The 16,621-nt window shown below is 70.2% G+C and carries 16 protein-coding genes; 11 read left to right on the top strand and 5 right to left on the bottom strand.

Features of this window, described 5'->3' with window-relative positions; genetic code table 11:
* The first annotated feature begins 16 nt into the window (after positions 1-16).
* On the top strand, positions 17-583 hold the full coding sequence (locus tag BLV94_RS11395; RefSeq protein WP_072937843.1) for an alpha/beta fold hydrolase: 567 nt from the start codon (positions 17-19) through the stop codon (positions 581-583).
* A 31-nt stretch (positions 584-614) separates the two neighbouring features.
* Here BLV94_RS11395 and BLV94_RS11390 read toward each other — a convergent pair whose 3' ends face one another.
* From BLV94_RS11390 to BLV94_RS11380, 3 genes are read right to left on the bottom strand one after another with little or no spacing between them, the layout of a single operon-like run.
* A complete protein-coding gene (locus BLV94_RS11390; RefSeq protein WP_072937844.1) occupies positions 615-944 on the bottom strand; it encodes a YnfA family protein in 330 nt (109 codons plus the stop codon).
* A complete protein-coding gene (gene mtr / locus BLV94_RS11385; RefSeq protein ID WP_072937845.1) occupies positions 941-2,326 on the bottom strand; it encodes a mycothione reductase in 1,386 nt (461 codons plus the stop codon). The genes BLV94_RS11390 and mtr overlap by 4 nt, the downstream gene beginning before the upstream one ends.
* A complete protein-coding gene (locus BLV94_RS11380; RefSeq protein ID WP_072937846.1) occupies positions 2,323-3,333 on the bottom strand; it encodes an alpha/beta hydrolase in 1,011 nt (336 codons plus the stop codon). The genes mtr and BLV94_RS11380 overlap by 4 nt, the downstream gene beginning before the upstream one ends.
* Before the next feature lie 121 nt (positions 3,334-3,454).
* Between BLV94_RS11380 and mqo the strand changes: the two genes are divergently transcribed.
* The 10 genes from mqo (at position 3,455) to BLV94_RS11330 (ending at position 14,229) form a co-directional block, all read left to right on the top strand.
* Positions 3,455-4,999, top strand: a complete 1,545-nt coding sequence (mqo, locus tag BLV94_RS11375; RefSeq protein WP_072937847.1) for a malate dehydrogenase (quinone) — start codon at positions 3,455-3,457, stop codon at positions 4,997-4,999.
* A gap of 64 nt (positions 5,000-5,063) precedes the next feature.
* Positions 5,064-5,639, top strand: coding sequence for a GNAT family N-acetyltransferase (locus BLV94_RS11370; RefSeq protein WP_072937848.1), 576 nt, complete (start codon positions 5,064-5,066; stop codon positions 5,637-5,639).
* 211 nt (positions 5,640-5,850) lie between these two features.
* Positions 5,851-7,764, top strand: a complete 1,914-nt coding sequence (locus BLV94_RS11365; protein WP_072937849.1) for a magnesium chelatase subunit D family protein — start codon at positions 5,851-5,853, stop codon at positions 7,762-7,764.
* 35 nt (positions 7,765-7,799) lie between these two features.
* Positions 7,800-8,414: a cob(I)yrinic acid a,c-diamide adenosyltransferase gene (gene cobO / locus BLV94_RS11360; RefSeq protein ID WP_072937850.1), complete on the top strand. Its 615-nt coding sequence runs from the start codon at positions 7,800-7,802 to the stop codon at positions 8,412-8,414.
* Positions 8,408-9,808: a cobyrinic acid a,c-diamide synthase CobB gene (locus BLV94_RS11355; RefSeq protein ID WP_072937851.1), complete on the top strand. Its 1,401-nt coding sequence runs from the start codon at positions 8,408-8,410 to the stop codon at positions 9,806-9,808. Before cobO ends, BLV94_RS11355 begins: the two co-directional genes overlap by 7 nt.
* Entirely contained in the window at positions 9,801-10,181 is a 381-nt protein-coding gene (locus BLV94_RS11350; RefSeq protein WP_072937852.1) for a cobalamin biosynthesis protein, read from the top strand. The genes BLV94_RS11355 and BLV94_RS11350 overlap by 8 nt, the downstream gene beginning before the upstream one ends.
* 47 nt (positions 10,182-10,228) lie before the next feature.
* Positions 10,229-11,455, top strand: coding sequence for a uroporphyrinogen-III C-methyltransferase (cobA, locus tag BLV94_RS11345; protein ID WP_072937984.1), 1,227 nt, complete (start codon positions 10,229-10,231; stop codon positions 11,453-11,455).
* Positions 11,456-11,556: 101 nt separating this feature from the next.
* Entirely contained in the window at positions 11,557-12,990 is a 1,434-nt protein-coding gene (locus BLV94_RS11340) for an MFS transporter (protein ID WP_072937986.1), read from the top strand.
* A gap of 43 nt (positions 12,991-13,033) precedes the next feature.
* Entirely contained in the window at positions 13,034-13,405 is a 372-nt protein-coding gene (locus BLV94_RS11335; RefSeq protein WP_072937853.1) for a glyoxalase superfamily protein, read from the top strand.
* A gap of 62 nt (positions 13,406-13,467) precedes the next feature.
* Positions 13,468-14,229, top strand: coding sequence for a trypsin-like serine peptidase (locus BLV94_RS11330; protein ID WP_072937854.1), 762 nt, complete (start codon positions 13,468-13,470; stop codon positions 14,227-14,229).
* A 12-nt stretch (positions 14,230-14,241) separates the two neighbouring features.
* Here BLV94_RS11330 and BLV94_RS11325 read toward each other — a convergent pair whose 3' ends face one another.
* On the bottom strand, positions 14,242-14,916 hold the full coding sequence (locus BLV94_RS11325; protein WP_072937855.1) for a response regulator: 675 nt from the start codon (positions 14,914-14,916) through the stop codon (positions 14,242-14,244).
* A 30-nt stretch (positions 14,917-14,946) separates the two neighbouring features.
* Positions 14,947-16,563 carry a sensor histidine kinase gene (locus BLV94_RS11320; RefSeq protein WP_072937856.1) on the bottom strand — a complete coding sequence of 539 codons (1,617 nt, stop codon included), beginning with the start codon at positions 16,561-16,563 and terminating at the stop codon, positions 14,947-14,949.
* Between the last annotated feature and the right edge of the window lie 58 nt (positions 16,564-16,621).

The following is a 16,621-nucleotide window of genomic DNA, read 5'->3' as shown; positions in this document are numbered from 1 at the left end:
GCGTAGTTTTTAGCCCATGGAACTGACGCACGTGGCGGTGGGAAATGGAAATTGCACGGTCCGGATCGACGGACCGGAGAGCAAACACACCGTTCTGCTGCTACCGGGGGCCGGCGACGGGCCGGATGTCTACGACGGCGTCTGCGAGCGCCTGCACAATTCGGACCTGCGCACGATCGTGCCCGAGGACATCGCCGGTCTCGACGAAGCGGCGGTCATGGGCCTGCTCGACGAGCTGAAGGTCGGATGGGTCAACCTCGTCGGCAGCCGGGAAGGGGCCGAACTGGCCTGGTCGCTGGCGGCGCGCCAGTTTGGGCGCTTCGCGAGCCTCGTCGTCGCCGACCGGGGGCATCCGGCGGCGCCCGACGCTGCGGGTGCGGTGCGCGGATCCGACTGTCCGGCGGTCGAACTCCCCACGACCGTGATGGTCGGGGACCCCGACCGGCGCCCCGAGGCGGATGCCAGCGGACGCTTCGTCTACTCCGACTTCCGCGTCGTCCAACTCGACGGCGTCAGCAACGTCCCCGCGGCCGCGGCCGCGGAGCTGGCCACCGAGATCGTGCTCCGCACCAGCCCCTGGTAGACCTGCGGCCCCACGCCGAGCCCGGCCGGGCTCAGCGTGGGGCGTACATGATGACGGCCATGCCCAGCAGGCAGATGAGGGCGCCCGAGACATCCCAGCGGTCCGGGCGGAAACCGTCGGCCACCATGCCCCAGATCAGCGAGCCCGCGACGAATACCCCGCCGTAGGCGGCGAGGATGCGGCCGAAGTTGGCGTCCGGCTGCATCGTCGCGACGAACCCGTACGCTCCGAGCGCCGCGACACCGGCGCCGATCCAGATCCAGCCCCGGTGTTCGCGGACGCCCTGCCACACCAGCCACGCGCCGCCGATCTCGAACAGCGCCGCGACGGCGAACAGCGCGACGGATTTGGCGATCGTCACTCGAACGGCAGGTCGAGGCCGAGGAGAGCGTTCTCGACCACCTCGGGCATCGCCGGGTGGATCCAGTACTGTCCCCGCGCCATCTGCTGCGCCGTCAACCCGAAGCTCATCGCCTGGATCAGCGGCTGGATCACCGTCGGCGCCTGGGCGCCGATCACGTGTGCCCCCAGCAGACGCCCGGTGCCCCGTTCCGTGACGACCTTGCAGAGACCCTCGTCGTCCTCCATCGCCCACCCGTACGCGACGTCGCCGTACGCCTGTACCTTCACCGTGACGTCCCAGCCGGCCTCCCGGGCCTCGGCCTCGGTCAGCCCGACGTGCGCGATCTGCGGGTCGGTGAACACGGCGGCGGGAACGAACCGGTGGTCCGAGGCGCGCAGCCCCGACGTGTCCTTCCACGCGTCCTGCAGCAGATTGTGCTGAACGACCCGGGCCTCGTGGTTGGCGACGTGCTTGAGCTGGTACGGCGAGGAGACGTCGCCGAGCGCGTAAACGCCTTCGGCACTGGTCCGTTGGAAGTCGTCGACCACGACGCGTCCCTCGTCGTCGAGATCGATGCCGCCGGCGGCGGCCCCGACGGCGTCGCCGTTCGACTGCCGTCCGGTGGCCACCAGGAGAACGTCGCCCGAGACGACGGTGCCGTCCGCGAGTTCGACGGCGACGCCGTCACCGTCCCGGCGCACGGCCGTCACGGCGTGCCCGCGGTGCACGTCCCACTTCTGCTCGGCGAGATCCGTGAATCGGCGGGATATGTCCTCGTCGAGGTGGCGCAGCAAGCGTGTGCTGCGCGCGATCAGCGACACCCGGGTGCCCAGCGCGGAGAACACGTGCGCGAACTCGGCGGCGATGAATCCCGCGCCGATGATCACCATCCGCTGGGGCAGTTCCGGCAGCCGCATGATGTCGTTGTTCGTGTAGAACGGCACGCCCGACTCCCGGACGACGTCGGGAATGATCGGCCGCGATCCCGCGGCGACGACCACCTGGTCGGCCGTGATCACCTCCCCGGTCCCGGTGTCGAGGGTTCGCGGGCCTGTGAACGTCGCGTGCCCGCGGAACAGCGTCGTGTTCGGGCTGTCCTCGGCGCGGTAGCGTTCCCCGCCGGCCGAGATCGGGTCGATGCGGCCGAAGACCCGTTTGACGATGTCGGGCCAGCGCACACCCTCGAGTTGGGCGTCGACGCCGTACTTGGCGGAACCGGTGACCGTGCGGGCCACCTCCGCGGCGTACACGAACATCTTCGTCGGGATGCAGCCCACGTTCAGGCACGTCCCGCCGTATGTGCCCTCCTCCAGGATCGCGATCTTCCTGTCCGCGAACCGTTCGTCGGGCAGCGAGTTGCCGGACCCCGAACCGATGATCGCCAGATCGAAATGTGTCACCGGTTCGCCTCCGCCGCGTTGTGGCCGTGCAGCCACTCGAGCCACAGGTCCACCTCGGCGAACGCCTCGGCGCGGGGCTGGTCGGCGGACAGGAACACGTCGTGCCGGGCGCCCGCGATCGGCACGATCGTGGTGCGGTCGCCGAGACACCCCGCCCAGCGTGCGATCTGCCGGACGTCGAGGACGGCGTCCGCGGTGTCGACCCGGGGGTCGTACCGCGGCGCGAAGTACGACGCCTTGGAACGCAAGACCAGGGCGGGAACCCCGATGTCGAGTCCCCGGTGCAACTGCGCGTGCCCGCGGCGCACCGCGCGCAGCCACCCGAATGTCACGGGGAAACCGCTCAGCGGCTTCCAGTCGAGGTTGTAGTTCCAGATGCCGTTGCCCTCGACATGCAGGCTCACGCCGTACGTGTCGAGCCCGGTCTTCGGGATGATCGACTTGCGCTTGACCCGCCCGACCGCGTCGACAGCCACCGTCCCGACGTTCCGCAGGTACGACGGACCCTGCAGGTCGAACCACGGGCTGTTGAGGATGACTCCGCTGATGCCGAGGGCTGCGGTGCCGCCCGTCTTGCGCTGCAGGCGGTGCAGCCACAGCGGCAGCACCAGGCCGCCCGTCGAATGCGCGACGAGCAGGACCTCGCCGTCGGCGGTCTGTTCCCGGACCTGGCGCAACGCCTCGTCCAGTTCGGCGTCGTACAGGCTCAGGTCGGAGACGAAGTGCGGCGTCTGCCCCGGTTCGAGCGAGCGCCCGCACTTGCGCAGATCGAGTGCGAAGAACGCGTAACCCTGTTCGGCGAAGTGCTCGGCCAGGTGTTTCTGGAAGAAGTAATCGGTGAATCCGTGGACGTAGAGCACGGCGCGGCCGGTCTTCTTCGTCTCCTGCGGGGGCTGGTAGCGGATCAGCGTCGCCTTCACCTCGCCCTCGCCGTCGGGGTCGGTGCCGAGAGGGATGGTCAGCTGTTGATAACCGTCGCCGAGAACGTCGGGAACCCAAGTAGTCACAGATCACAATCTAATGTGCGTTTCGGGGGTGCGGGGAGGCGCACAATTGGGGCAGGTGATTTTCGCTCATACGCGCGGGTAACCTATCCGGCGAACACGGCAGGCGTATGCGCGTACGGCTATGGACAAGGAAGTCGATACTCCAGTGTCAGATCAGAATGCGGTAGAGACGAAAACGGATGTAGTGCTGGTTGGCGCGGGCATCATGAGCGCGACGCTGGGAGCGATCCTGCGTCAGGTGCAGCCCGATTGGTCGATCACCACATTCGAGCGGCTCGACGCAGTAGCCGCCGAGAGCAGCGACCCGTGGAACAACGCGGGCACCGGCCACTCCGCACTGTGTGAGCTCAATTACACCCCGCAGAACGCCGACGGCACCGTGGACATCACGAAGGCCGTCAACGTGAACGAACAGTTCCAGGTGTCGCGGCAGTTCTGGGCGCACGGCGTCGAGAGCGGTGTGCTGACGCAGCCCAAGGAGTTCATCAACCCCATCCCGCACGTGAGCTTCGTGCACGGCGAGGCCAACGCGAAGTACCTGCGGGCCCGCTACGACGCCCTCGCCGGTCACCCCCTGTTCGCGGGCATGGAGTACATCGACGCCCCCGACGAGTTCACCCGCCGGCTGCCGTTGATGGCGAAGGGCCGCGACTTCAGCGATCCGATCGCCCTCAACTGGACCCAGGACGGCACCGACGTCGACTTCGGCGCCCTCACCAAGCAGCTCCTCGGCTACGTCGGCGCGTCCGGCGGCGTCGTCCACTTCGGGCACGAGGTCACCGACCTCACCAAGCAGTCCGACGGCAGCTGGGTGGTCAAGGTCACCAACCGCCGCAACGGTGCCAAGAAGGTCGTGCGCGCCAAGTTCGTGTTCGTCGGCGCCGGCGGCGGTGCACTGCACCTGCTGCAGAAGTCCGGGATCGCGGAGGCCAAGGGATTCGGCGGGTTCCCCGTCAGCGGCGCGTTCCTGCGCTGCACGAACCCGGAGCTCATCGACCAGCACCGCGCCAAGGTCTACGGCAAGGCCGCTGTCGGCGCGCCCCCCATGTCGGTGCCGCACCTCGACACCCGCGTGATCGGCAGCAAGCCCGGACTGCTGTTCGGTCCGTACGCCGGCTGGTCGCCCAAGTTCCTCAAGCAGGGCCGGGTCACCGACCTGCCCAGCTCGGTCAAGCCGAACAACCTGCTGTCGATGCTCGGCGTCGGCGTCAGCGAACTGGGTCTCGTCAAGTACCTGATCAGTGAGCTCGCGATGTCCGAGGCCGGCCGCATCGACACCCTCCGGGAGTTCGTCCCGAAGGCGCTCGGCAAGGACTGGGAGCTGATCACCGCGGGCCAGCGCGTCCAGGTCATCCGCCGCGCCAAGGGCAAGGGCGGCGTCCTCGAATTCGGCACCGCCGTCGTCAACGCCGGCGACGGCAGCATCGCAGGCCTCCTCGGCGCGTCGCCGGGTGCGTCCACCGCGGTGCCCGCCATGCTCGACGTGCTGCAGCGCTGCTTCCCGACGCAGTACGAGTCGTGGAAGCCGAAGCTCCAGGAAATGGTGCCCTCGCTCGGCGTCAAGCTCTCCGACGACACCGGCCTGTTCTCGCAGGTGTGGGACTGGACGTCGAAGGTGCTCCAGCTCGACACCAGCAAGGTCGAGGACGCGTCGGTCGCGGTCTGACGGACCGCTCGGCCCGGGTCCACGGGCGCGCGCACTCACGGGTGCTGTGCGATAGTTGCCTGTCATGACGGCAACTGCAGCACTCAAGCGTTCGTGGGCACTCGATCTCGACAACAAGACGCTCTACGAGTTGCTCCAGCTCCGCGTAGAGGTCTTCGTCGTCGAGCAGGCGTGCCCGTACCCGGAACTCGACGGCCGGGACCTGCTGGCCGAGACGCGCCACTTCTGGTTGGAGCAGGACGGGCAGGTGGTCTGCACGCTCCGCCTCCTCGAGGAGCACGCCGACGGCAACAAGTCGTTCCGCATCGGCCGGCTGTGCACGGCGCGGCCGGCGCGCGGTCAGGGGCACACGACGCGTCTGCTGCGCGCCGCGCTCGCCGAGGTCGGTGACGCGCCGTGCCGGATCAACGCGCAGACGTACCTGGTGGACATGTACGCCAAGCACGGTTTCCGGCCGGACGGCGAAGAGTTCGTCGAGGACGGCATCCCGCACGTCCCGATGCGGCGCGGCGGCGGTGCCGCCCATGATGCCGGCGGCGGTGCCGCCCATGATGCCGGCGGCGGTGCCGCCCATGATGCCGGCGGCGGTGCCGCGGCGTCGGAGGTGGCGGAGGCGGCCCCGTCGAGCGCCGGGCAGTGAGCGCCGACTAGGGTCGTCAGGTGAATGTCCGCGGGGAAGTCCTGTTCGAATCAGGCGCGGTCCCGCCACTGTGACGGATCTCTGACCGGCTGCCACCACCCTGGTTGCCGATCCGGTCTCCCAGCCAGATTGCCGCGGCGTTCGTACCGGCCAAAGCTCTCGGCGAGGAAACCGGGACGTGAAGGGATGCAGCGTGCGTACGGATCGTGAAGTGGATCAGGTTCGACCCGACTTTTCGTGGGGATTTCCGTTCAGTGCGGTGGTCGGTCAGGACCGGTTGCGGCTGGCCCTCGTCCTCTGCGCGGTCCATCCCGGTATCGGCGGCGTCCTCGTCCGCGGTGAGAAGGGTACGGCCAAGTCGACGGTCGTTCGCGCTCTCACCGCCCTGCTGCCTGCGGTACAGGACGAGAACGGCACCCGCCCGGCGCGGCTGATCGAACTGCCGGTCGGAGCCACGGAAGACCGCGTCGTCGGTTCCCTCGATCTCGAGAAGGTGCTGCGCGACGGTGAGCGCGCGTTCCAACCCGGACTGCTGTCGGCTGCTCATCAGGGTGTGCTCTACGTCGACGAGGTCAACCTCCTGCACGACCATCTGGTCGACGTGCTCCTCGACGCCGCGGCGATGGGCCGCGTCCACGTCGAACGGGACGGCATCTCGCATTCGCACGCCGCCCGGTTCGTCATGGTCGGCACGATGAATCCGGAGGAGGGCGAGCTCCGGCCGCAGCTTCTCGACCGGTTCGGGCTGGCCGTCGACGTCGCGGCGTCGCGGGAGGTGGACGTGCGCATGGAGGTGGTCCGGCGGCGGCTGGACTTCGAGCGTGATCCCGCAGGGTTCGTCGAGCGCTACGCCGCGCAGGACGCCGCCCTCGCCGCCGCCATCCTCGAGGCCCGCGACCGGCTCGACTCCGTCGTGCTCGACGACGTCGAGTTGCGCCGAATCGCTTCTCTCTGTGCGTCGTTCGACGTGGACGGCATGCGCGCCGATCTCGTCCTCGCCCGCACCGCGACCGCGCACGCCGCATGGCGGGGCGCCGGGGCCGTCGAGGCGGAGGACGTGCGGGTGGCCGCTGAACTGACCCTGCCGCACCGTCGCCGCCGGGATCCGTTCGACGAACCCGGTCTCGACGAACAGCAACTCGACGACGCGCTCCGGCAGGCCGACGAGGATGCGCGGTCCGGTGCCGGGGAACCGCCGGAGCAGGAACCCGGATCTTCGCCCGGCGCACCGCCCGCGGCGGACGGCACGGATACCGACCCGGAGGGACCCGACGATCCCGACGGGCCCGGAGGCGGCGCACCGGCGCCGCCGGAGCGCCCGGCCGGACCGACCGGCACCCAGTTCACCACCAACCTTCTCGAGGTACCCGGGGTCGGCGAGGGCGCGCCGGGGCGGCGTTCCCGTTCCCGTTCGTCGCGCGGTCGCGCGGTGCGCTCCACCGCCGAGTCGGGGCACGGACTCCACCTGGTCGGCACGCTCTTCGCCGCAGCCGGGCAGCAGGTTGCCCGCGGCCGGACCGCCGGACGGATGATCCTCGATTCCGTCGATCTGCGCGGAGCGATCCGCGAAGGCCGCGAGGGCAATCTCGTGGTGTTCGTCGTCGACGCATCCGGGTCGATGGCGGCCCGTGACCGGTTGTCGGCCGTGACCGGCGCCGTCGTCTCGCTGCTCCGCGACGCCTACCAGCGCCGCGACAAGGTGGCGGTGATCACGGTCCGCGGTCGGGCCGCGGAACTCGTCCTGCCGCCCACCTCGTCGGTCGACATCGCCGTCCGTCGTCTGCAGGGAATGAAGACGGGTGGCAAATCGCCACTGGCAGAAGGATTTCTGCGTGCGCGCGAGGTCGTGCTGCGGGAACGGCTCCGCGACCCGCAGCGCCGCGCTCTCGTCGTCGCGCTGACCGACGGACGGGCGACCGGCGGCAAGGACGCACTGCACCGGGCGAAGGTGGCCGCGGGCCTGCTCGCGGACAGCGCGGTCGCGTCGGTGGTCGTCGACTGCGAGACCGGGATGGTCCGGCTCGGGCTTGCCGCGGAGCTGTCCCGCCGGCTGCGGGGTGGTTACGTCCGGCTCGGCGAATTGTCCGCGCAGCAGGTTGCGGGCGTCGTCCGCGCCGCGGCGTGACCCGGACGCGGATTCGGTAGGGAGAGAGAAGGCACATGCCCAAGGGTGTTCCCGAGAACGTTCCGAACGACGGCCTCACCACGCGTCAACGGCGCAACGCTCCCGTGCTCGCGGTCCACACCGGACCGGGCAAGGGGAAGTCGACGGCCGCGTTCGGCATGGCGCTGCGCGCCTGGAATCAGGGATTCGACGTCGGAGTGTTCCAGTTCGTCAAGAGCGCCAAGTGGAAGGTGGGGGAGGAAGCCGCCTTCCGTGCCCTCGGCCAACTGCACGACGACACCGGTGTCGGCGGGGCGGTGCAGTGGCACAAGATGGGCGAGGGCTGGTCGTGGACGCGTAAGCACGGCAGCGAGGAGGACCACGCCGCCGCGGCCGCTGAGGGGTGGGCTGAGATCGCGCGCCGGCTGGGCGCCGAGGAGCACCGCTTCTACGTGCTCGACGAATTCACATACCCCCTGAAGTGGGGATGGGTCGACGTCGACGAGGTGGTCGAGGTCCTGCGGAACCGGCCGGGCAACCAGCACGTGGTGATCACGGGCCGCGACGCCCCGCAGGCGCTGATCGACGCCGCGGATCTGGTGACGGAGATGACCAAGATCAAGCATCCGATGGACGCGGGCCGGAAGGGCCAGCGGGGAATCGAGTGGTGACCACCCTCGCCGCTGTGCCCGCGGTGGTCATCGCCGCCCCCGCATCGGGTAGTGGAAAGACCACCGTCGCAACCGGTTTGGTGGGGGCGCTGCGTGAGTCCGGCTACGCGGTGGCACCGTTCAAAGTCGGCCCCGACTACATCGACCCCGGGTACCACGGGCTCGCGGCCGGACGTCCGGGACGCAATCTCGACCCGGTCATGGTCGGCGCGGAGCGGATCGCCCCGCTGTACCGGCACGGGAGTTCGGGGTGCGACGTCGCGGTCGTCGAGGGTGTCATGGGCCTGTTCGACGGCAAGATCGACGCCGCGTCCCACGAGCCGTCGGCGGAGGGATCGACGGCCCAGGTGGCAGCGCTGCTCGGCGCCCCCGTGGTGCTCGTGGTGGACGCTCGCGGCCACAGTCAGAGCCTGGCCGCCGTCCTGCACGGCTTCTCGACGTACGACTCCGGGGTTCGCATCGGCGGGGTGATCCTCAACCGGGTGGGCAGCCCGCGGCACGAACAGGTGCTGCGGCAGGCGTGCGAGCGCGTCGGGCTCCCCGTGCTCGGCGCCGTGCCGCGGATGGCCGAACTGGAGGTCCCGTCCCGCCATCTCGGGCTGATCCCGGCCGCGGAGCACGGAGCCGACGCGGTGGACGCCGTCGACGCCATGACCCGATTGGCAGCCCGCCACCTCGACCTCCCCGCCATCCGCGCACTCGCGTCCTCGGCGGTCGACGGGCCGGCGTGGGACCCCGCCGACGAGGTCGGACCGATTCCGCCCGGCCCGCGCCCGACCGTGGCGATCGCCGGGGGCCGCGCGTTCACGTTCGGGTACGCCGAGCACCGCGAACTCCTGGACGCCGCCGGTGCGGACGTGATCACGTTCGACCCCCTGCACGACGCGTTGCCGACCGGCACGAGCGGCGTGGTGCTGCCCGGTGGTTTCCCCGAGGAGCACGCCGTCGCGCTCGCGGAAAACTCTGCGCTCCTGTCTCAGATACGCGCACTCGCCACATCGGGGGCACCGATCCATGCGGAGTGCGCCGGTCTGCTCTACCTCGCCCGCAGCCTCGACGGGCACGCGATGGCCTCCGTGGTCGGGGTCGACGCCTCGTTCGGGTCTCGTCTCACGCTCGGGTACCGCGAGGCGGTGGCGGTCACGGACTCCACGCTCTTCGCGGCCGGTGAGCGGGTGGTCGGCCACGAGTTCCATCGCACGTCGCTCACCGCGGCGGAGGCGGACGGCTTCGCGCCGGCCTGGGGCTGGCGGCCCTGGGACGGTGACCCTGCGCGCGAGGGTTTCGTGCGCGACGGCGTGCACGCCTCGTACCTGCACACCCACCCCGCGGGCCACCCGGCGGCGATCACCCGTTTCGTGGCCGCGGCCCGCACCTTCGCCGCGCATGGGTGATCTCTGCGTCGGCGTCGGGTTCCGCGCGGCCGCGGGCAGCGCGGACATCCTCGCCGCCGTCCGGCACGTGCTGACGTCCGCGGGCCCGGATTCGGACGGGACTCTGGACTGCCTGTGCACCCTCGACCGTAAGTCCGTGGACCCGGCTGTCCGGGATGCGGCGGCGGCGTTGGGTGTCCCCGTCCGCGGATTCGCGGCGGCGGAACTCGCCGCCGTCGAGGTGGCGAACCCGTCGGACCGGGTTCACTCGGCGACGGGATCGCCGAGCGTCGCGGAAGCGGCGGCCGTGCTCGGCGCGGGCGGCGGGCCCCTGATCGTGACCAAGTGGTCCGCGAATGGCGTCGTCGTCGCGGCAGCCCGTAAAGTTTCGTAGGTTCGAGACAAGACGTGCAGGATTTTCTGGAGAAACGGGGAGAGCGCGTGACTGCTGCCACCGGAGACGAGACCAACTACCTGGTCGGACTCAATTTGGCCGATCGTCGTGTGGTCGTGGTCGGTGGCGGAACAGTCGCACAGCGCAGGCTCGGGCTCCTGATCGCATCGGGTGCACGGGTCCACCTGATCAGCCGCGCGGTCACGCCGGCCGTCGAGGGAATGGCCACTGCGGGACAGATCACAGTGGAACTTCGCGAGTACCGGGACGGCGACCTCGCCGACGCCTGGTACGCCATCGCGTGCACGGACGAACCGGACACCAACGCGGCGATCGTCGCGGAGGCCGAGCGGAACCGTGTCTTCTGCGTCCGCGCCGACAACGCCCGCTACGGCACCGCCGTCACTCCGGCGAGCGCGAGCTACGACGGGATGAGCATCGGCGTGCTGGCCGGCGGCGACCACCGTCGGTCCGCCGCCGTGCGCACTGCCCTCGTCGAGGGCCTGCAATCGGGTGCGGTCGCCGACACCGCCGACCATCCGGCAGCCGGTGTCGCGCTGGTGGGCGGCGGTCCGGGCGACCCCGACCTCATCACCGTGCGCGGCCGTCGACTGCTGGCCCGGGCCGACGTGGTGGTCGCCGACCGCCTCGCCCCGCCCGAACTGCTCGCCGAACTGGGCTCGGACGTCGAGGTCATCGACGCCGCGAAGATTCCGTACGGCCGCGCGATGGCGCAGGAGGCGATCAACGCCGCCCTCATCGACGGCGCGAAGGCCGGCAAGTTCGTGGTGCGGCTCAAGGGCGGCGACCCGTACGTGTTCGGGCGCGGCTACGAGGAACTGGAGGCGTGCGCCGCGGCGGGTGTGCCCGTCACGGTCGTCCCCGGGATCACCAGCGCCATCTCGGTGCCGTCGGCCGCCGGCATCCCGGTCACCCACCGGGGCGTCACCCACGAGTTCGTCGTCGTCAGCGGTCACGTCGCCCCCGACCACCCGGATTCCCTCGTCGACTGGTCGGCGCTGGCCCGGTTGAAGGGCACGATCGTGTTGCTGATGGCCGTCGAACGCATCGAGGCGTTCGCGACCGTCCTGATGGACGGCGGGCGTCCCGTGGACACCCCGGTCACGGTGATCCAGGAGGGCACGCTGCGGACGCAGCGCACCCTGCGGGCCGATCTCCAGACCGTGGCCGCGCGGGTCAAGGAAGAGCAGATCCGTCCCCCCGCCATCGTGGTCATCGGGCCCGTGGCCGGGTTTTCTGTGGACGCTGGGTAACGTGAACCCCCGTGTCTGAATCCCGAGTACCCGAAGGCGCGCCGGCGTCGAACCAGTCTGCGGCGAGAGCCACGGTGAATCCGCCCGCCGCCACCCGCGTGATGGGGCTGGCGATCGTCGTGCTGAGCGGGCTGCAGATGATGGTGGTCCTCGACGGCACCGTCGCGAATCTGGCGCTCGCGCCGCTGCAGGCCGACCTGGGTCTGAGCGACAGCGGCCGCAACTGGGTGCTGACGTCGTACGCGCTTGCGTTCGGTGGCCTCATGCTGCTGGGCGGACGGCTCGGTGACGCGTTCGGCCGGAAGAAGATGTTCGTCGGCGGTGTCGCCCTGTTCACGATCGCCTCGCTGCTGTGCGGTCTGGCGGTGGGCGAGTTCATGCTGATCGCGGCCCGGTTCCTGCAGGGCGTCGGCGCCGCGGTGGCCTCGCCGACGGCACTGGCCCTGGTCGCGACGACGTTCGCGGCCGGACCCGCGCGCAACCAGGCCATCGCGATCTTCGCGGCCATGACGGGCATCGGGTCGATCGCGGGCCTGATCATCGGCGGCGCGCTCACCGAGGTGTCGTGGCGCCTGATCTTCCTCATCAACGTGCCCATCGGCGTCGTCATCGTGGGGTGCGCGTTCGTGGCGCTGAAGGAGACGGCGGGCGAGCGCCTGGCCCTCGACGTTCCCGGCGCGGTCCTCGCGACGGTCGCGGCGACGGGCGTGGTGTTCGCGCTCACCGAGGGCCCGGAACTCGGCTGGGGGAGTCCGTACGTGATCGGTGCGCTCGTCGCCGGGCTGCTGCTGTTCGGCGCGTTCCTGTACGTCGAACGGACCGCCGACAACCCGCTGCTGCCGTTCTCGCTGTTCCACGACAAGAACCGGGTGGCGACGCTCGTCGCGATCTTCTTCGCCGGTGCCGTCATGTTCACGGTCGCCGCGTTCGTGGCGTTGTTCGTCCAGGACATCCTCGGCTACAGCCCGCTGGAGGCGGGCCTCGCGTTCATCCCGTTCGCGTTCGGCCTCGGCAGCGCGGCCGCGGTGGCGTCCAAGCTCGCCGTGCGGATCCAGCCGCGGTGGCTCGTGGTCGCCGGCGCCACGATCATGGTGGTCGGGCTGCTCTACGGGTCGACCCTCGACAGTTCCGCCACCTATCTGGCCAACCTGTTCGTACCGGTCATCGGCATCGGGTTCGGCGTCGGACTCGCCGTGGTCCCGCTCCCGCTGTGCGCCATCGCCGGGGTGTCGGAAACCGAGATCGGGCCGCTCGCCGCCATCGCGCAGGTGGCGCAGACCCTGGGCGGCCCCCTCGCCCTCGCCGTCATCGGGGCGATGGCCACGTCGCGCACCCTCTCGCTCGGCGGCATCTCCGGCAAGGTCGCGGACATGAATCCGGCGCAACTCGAGGCACTGGGCAACGGCTACACCTTCGCCCTCGTCGGCAGCGCCGGCTGCGCCCTCATCGCGGGATTCGCCGCGCTGTTCATCCGCTTCACCCCGCAACAGGTCGCGCAGGCGCAGGCCGCCGAGAAGGCCGCGCAGCAGGCGTGAGCGTTTCGGCCCGGTAGCCGGAGACCGTCGCTAGCATCCGGTCATGGACTACAAAATCGAGCTGATCATTCTGCCGGTGTCCGATGTGGACCGGGCCAAGGCGTTCTACGCCGACCAGGTCGGCTTCGTCGTCGACCACGATCACCGCGTGGATGAGAATGTGCGGTTCGTCCAGCTCACTCCGCCCGGGTCGGCCTGCTCGATCGCCGTCGGCGAGGGCCTGGTCGACACCCCGCCCGGCTCGGTGCACGGGTTGCAGATCGTCATCGACGACGCCGATGCCGCCCACGCGGAACTGTCCGCCCGCGGTGTGCCCGTCAGCGAGGTGCAGGATCTGGCATGGGGGCGCTTCGTGTATTTCGCCGATCCCGACGGCAACCAGTGGGCGCTGCAGCAGCTTCCGCAACGCGGCTGACTCCGGCGGCAGGTAGCAGAAATCCGCCCGCCCGCGCACGCCGGGCGGAGCATGATGGTCCTGTGCTCACGCCCACCCGCACGTCCGTCATGGGGGCAGTCGCAGTAGGCATGCTGCTGGCTGCCTGGGTGGCCGGGGTTCCGGCCACCGCCGCGCCCGCCGCACCGGACCCACGCGTCGGTCCGCTGTTCCTGGCCGGGACGCCGATCCACGTCTGCACCGGATCGGTCCTGGACAGCACGGACGGCGACCTCGTGCTCACCGCCGCGCACTGCATCGCAGGGTCCGGCGGTGCCCTGTCGTTCGCGCCCGGATACGACCGCGGCGTGGCCCCGTTCGGACTGTGGACGGTGTCCCAGATCTACGTCGACCCCGCCTGGCTGGAGTCGCAGGACCCCCAGCACGACTATGCCGTCCTCCGGGTGGCGCCGAGTGGAACCACCGTGCCCGCCTCCGTCGAATCGGTGGTCGGTGGCGGCTTCGAACTGGCGCCCGCCCCGGCAGCCGAGACCACCGTGGCGGTTACCGGCTACCCGACGCTGGGTGACAGTCCGGTGTCGTGCACAGCCGCGACCACGTCGACGGACAGCTATCCGACGGTGGTCTGCGACGGTCTCGGCGACGGAACGAGTGGTGGCCCGTGGGTGGCGGGTCCGCGGGTCGTCGCCCTCGTCGGTGGCCTCGACCACGGCGGGTGCACCGACTCGGTGTCCTACTCGCCGGCCTTCGGCGCCGCCACACTCGACCTGTTGCAGCGCGCGGAGAGCCGCGGCGCGGGCGACTCGACACCGTTCGCACTGCCCGGTACCTGCACCCGATCCTGACGGAGCCTGTGGTCAGCGGGGTGCCGGCCGGTACCGGCGCACGGGCCTGCCCGCACCCCCGTACTCCAGCCGGACCTCCAGCAGTCCCTCGGACAGGTAGTGCTCGAGGTAGCGGCGGACACTGACCCGGGACAGTCCGGCGAGTTCGGCGCACTCGGTCGACGACAGTTCGCCCTTCGACCGCAGGATGTCGAGCACCAGGCGGCCGGTTTCGGCGCTGAGCCCCTTCGGTAGCCGGCTCGGGTCCGGATTCTTGCCCTTGCCCCCGAACAGGGAGTCGATCAGGGATTGGTCTGCGCCGGACTGTGATTCGAGCGCGCGGGCGCGGCGCCGGAAGTTCTCGAGTTTCTCCTGCAGCTGCGTGTAGTCGAAGGGCTTGACCAGATAGTCGGAGGCGCCGCCGTGCAGTGCGCGGCTGACGGTGTCGATTTCCCGGGCGGCGGTGATCATGATGACCCCCACGGCGTTGCCCTCGGCGCGCAGTCGCTGCAGGACGTCGAGGCCGGACATGTCCGGCAGGTACACGTCCAGGAGCACGAGGTCGGGGTTGCCGGTGCGCACCGATTCGAGGGCGTCCGCCGCGGTCCGCGCCACCCCGACGGTGGTGAACCCCGGTGTCTTGTCGACGAATCGGCGGTGGATCTCCGCGACCATGAAGTCGTCGTCGACGACCAGGACCTCATACATCGCCGCGCCGTCCCGTCATGATCGGAGAGTCTAGCTACGCGGCACGTGGACGGTGAACAAGGCACCACCGGTGCCGGGTGCGTCCGAGACGGCCGCGGACCCGCCGTGCTGGGAGCTGACGAGACGGACCAGGGCGAGCCCGATTCCGCGGCCGCCGGGCGTGCCGGGCTTCGAGGTGACCCCGCGGGAGAAGATCTCCTCCCGCATCGTCTCGGGAACTCCGGGGCCGGAATCGGCGACCTCGATGAGAATGCCGTCGTCGTCGGTGATCCGGATCGAGATCCGCGCGTCCCGGCCGCCCTCGGAGACGTCGACGGCGTTGTCGATGAGGTTGCCGAGCACGGTGATCACGTCGGTGGCGAGTTCGGGGTCGAGGGCGTGCAGGTGCGAGTCCGGTTCCAGCGTCAGCGACACCCCGGTCTCGGCGGCGAGCGACGTCTTCGCGATCAGCAGCGCGGCCACGGCGGGATCCGAGATGCGTTGCGTGACAGCATCACTGATCTCCGCCCGACGGCGGGTGAGGGTGCCGACGAACTCGGTGACCGCGTCGTAGTCGCCGAGCTGTGTCAGCCCCGAGATCGTGTGCAGCTGGTTGGCGAACTCGTGAGTCTGCGCCCGCAGGGTGTCGGTGACACTCTTGTGCGAAGACAGCTGGCTCTGCATCGACGCCAGTTCGGTGCTGTCGCGCATCGTGGTGACGGTGCCGATCTCGTGGCCCTGGCTGGTCGCGGCGCGGCGGCTCAAGGCGAGCATCCGCGACGACGTCGACAGCACCACGTCGCGGCCGTCCTCCCCGGTGAGGAGGTACTGCCGGACGGCCGGGTCGAGCGCGACGTCGTCGACGTGCCTGCCGACGGCGTCGCCGGTGAGGTCGAGCAGTTCCTGGGCGCTGTCGTTGAGCACGGTGATCACCCCGTCGGGGTTCACCGCGACCACCCCCTCGCGGATGCTGTGCAGCAGGGCCTCGCGATGGTCGGCGAGACTTGCGATCTCGGCGATTTCGAGTCCGCGGGTGTGGGTCTTGATCCGGCGGGACAGCAGCCACGAGCCGAGAAGCCCCAGACCGGCGCCGATTCCGAGATACAGGAGCAGGCGCGCCCCCGCGCTGCTGAGCAGGTCCCATATGGACGGGTAGTCGTCGCTGACGGAGACGACCGCAAGGACGTCCCCGGTCGCGGACAGGATCGGGACGTGCCCGACGATGGCGCGGCGCCCGTCGACGTCCACGTCGCCCGACCAGGCGCGTCCGGTCATCACGTCGCTGGCCCCGAGTTCCGCGGGAACCCCGAGCCGGGTCGGATCCGACGACACGGTGACCGCCCCGTTCGGCGCGACGATCTCGGCGAGCGTGGCGCCCGACAGGTTGACGGCGCGATCGACCTCCGGTGCCAGCACCCGCTCGACCGAGCGGTCCGACAGCTGGTCGCGCACCACCGGCGTCGACGCCACGTTCTCGGCCACCGCGATCATGCGCTGTCCCTGGAGGTCGCGGAACTCCACGGTCGACTGGTGGACCGACACCGCGGCCACCGCGAGCAGCACGACGGCGACGACGACGAGCTGGAGGAGCAGGACCTGGCCCGCGAGGCTACGAACGCGGGGATGAAGTGGTGACCACAATGAACTTAAGTTCCGTTTCGTTCGCATAGGTGACGTGCATCACGCCGGAGGTTCAGTATTGCGGAAGATCACATTCATGGCGAAA

Origin of the sequence: Rhodococcus koreensis (assembly GCF_900105905.1) — a bacterium.
Classification (GTDB): Bacteria; Actinomycetota; Actinomycetes; order Mycobacteriales; family Mycobacteriaceae; genus Rhodococcus_F; species Rhodococcus_F koreensis.
This window is presented reverse-complemented; position numbering and strand designations above follow the sequence as displayed.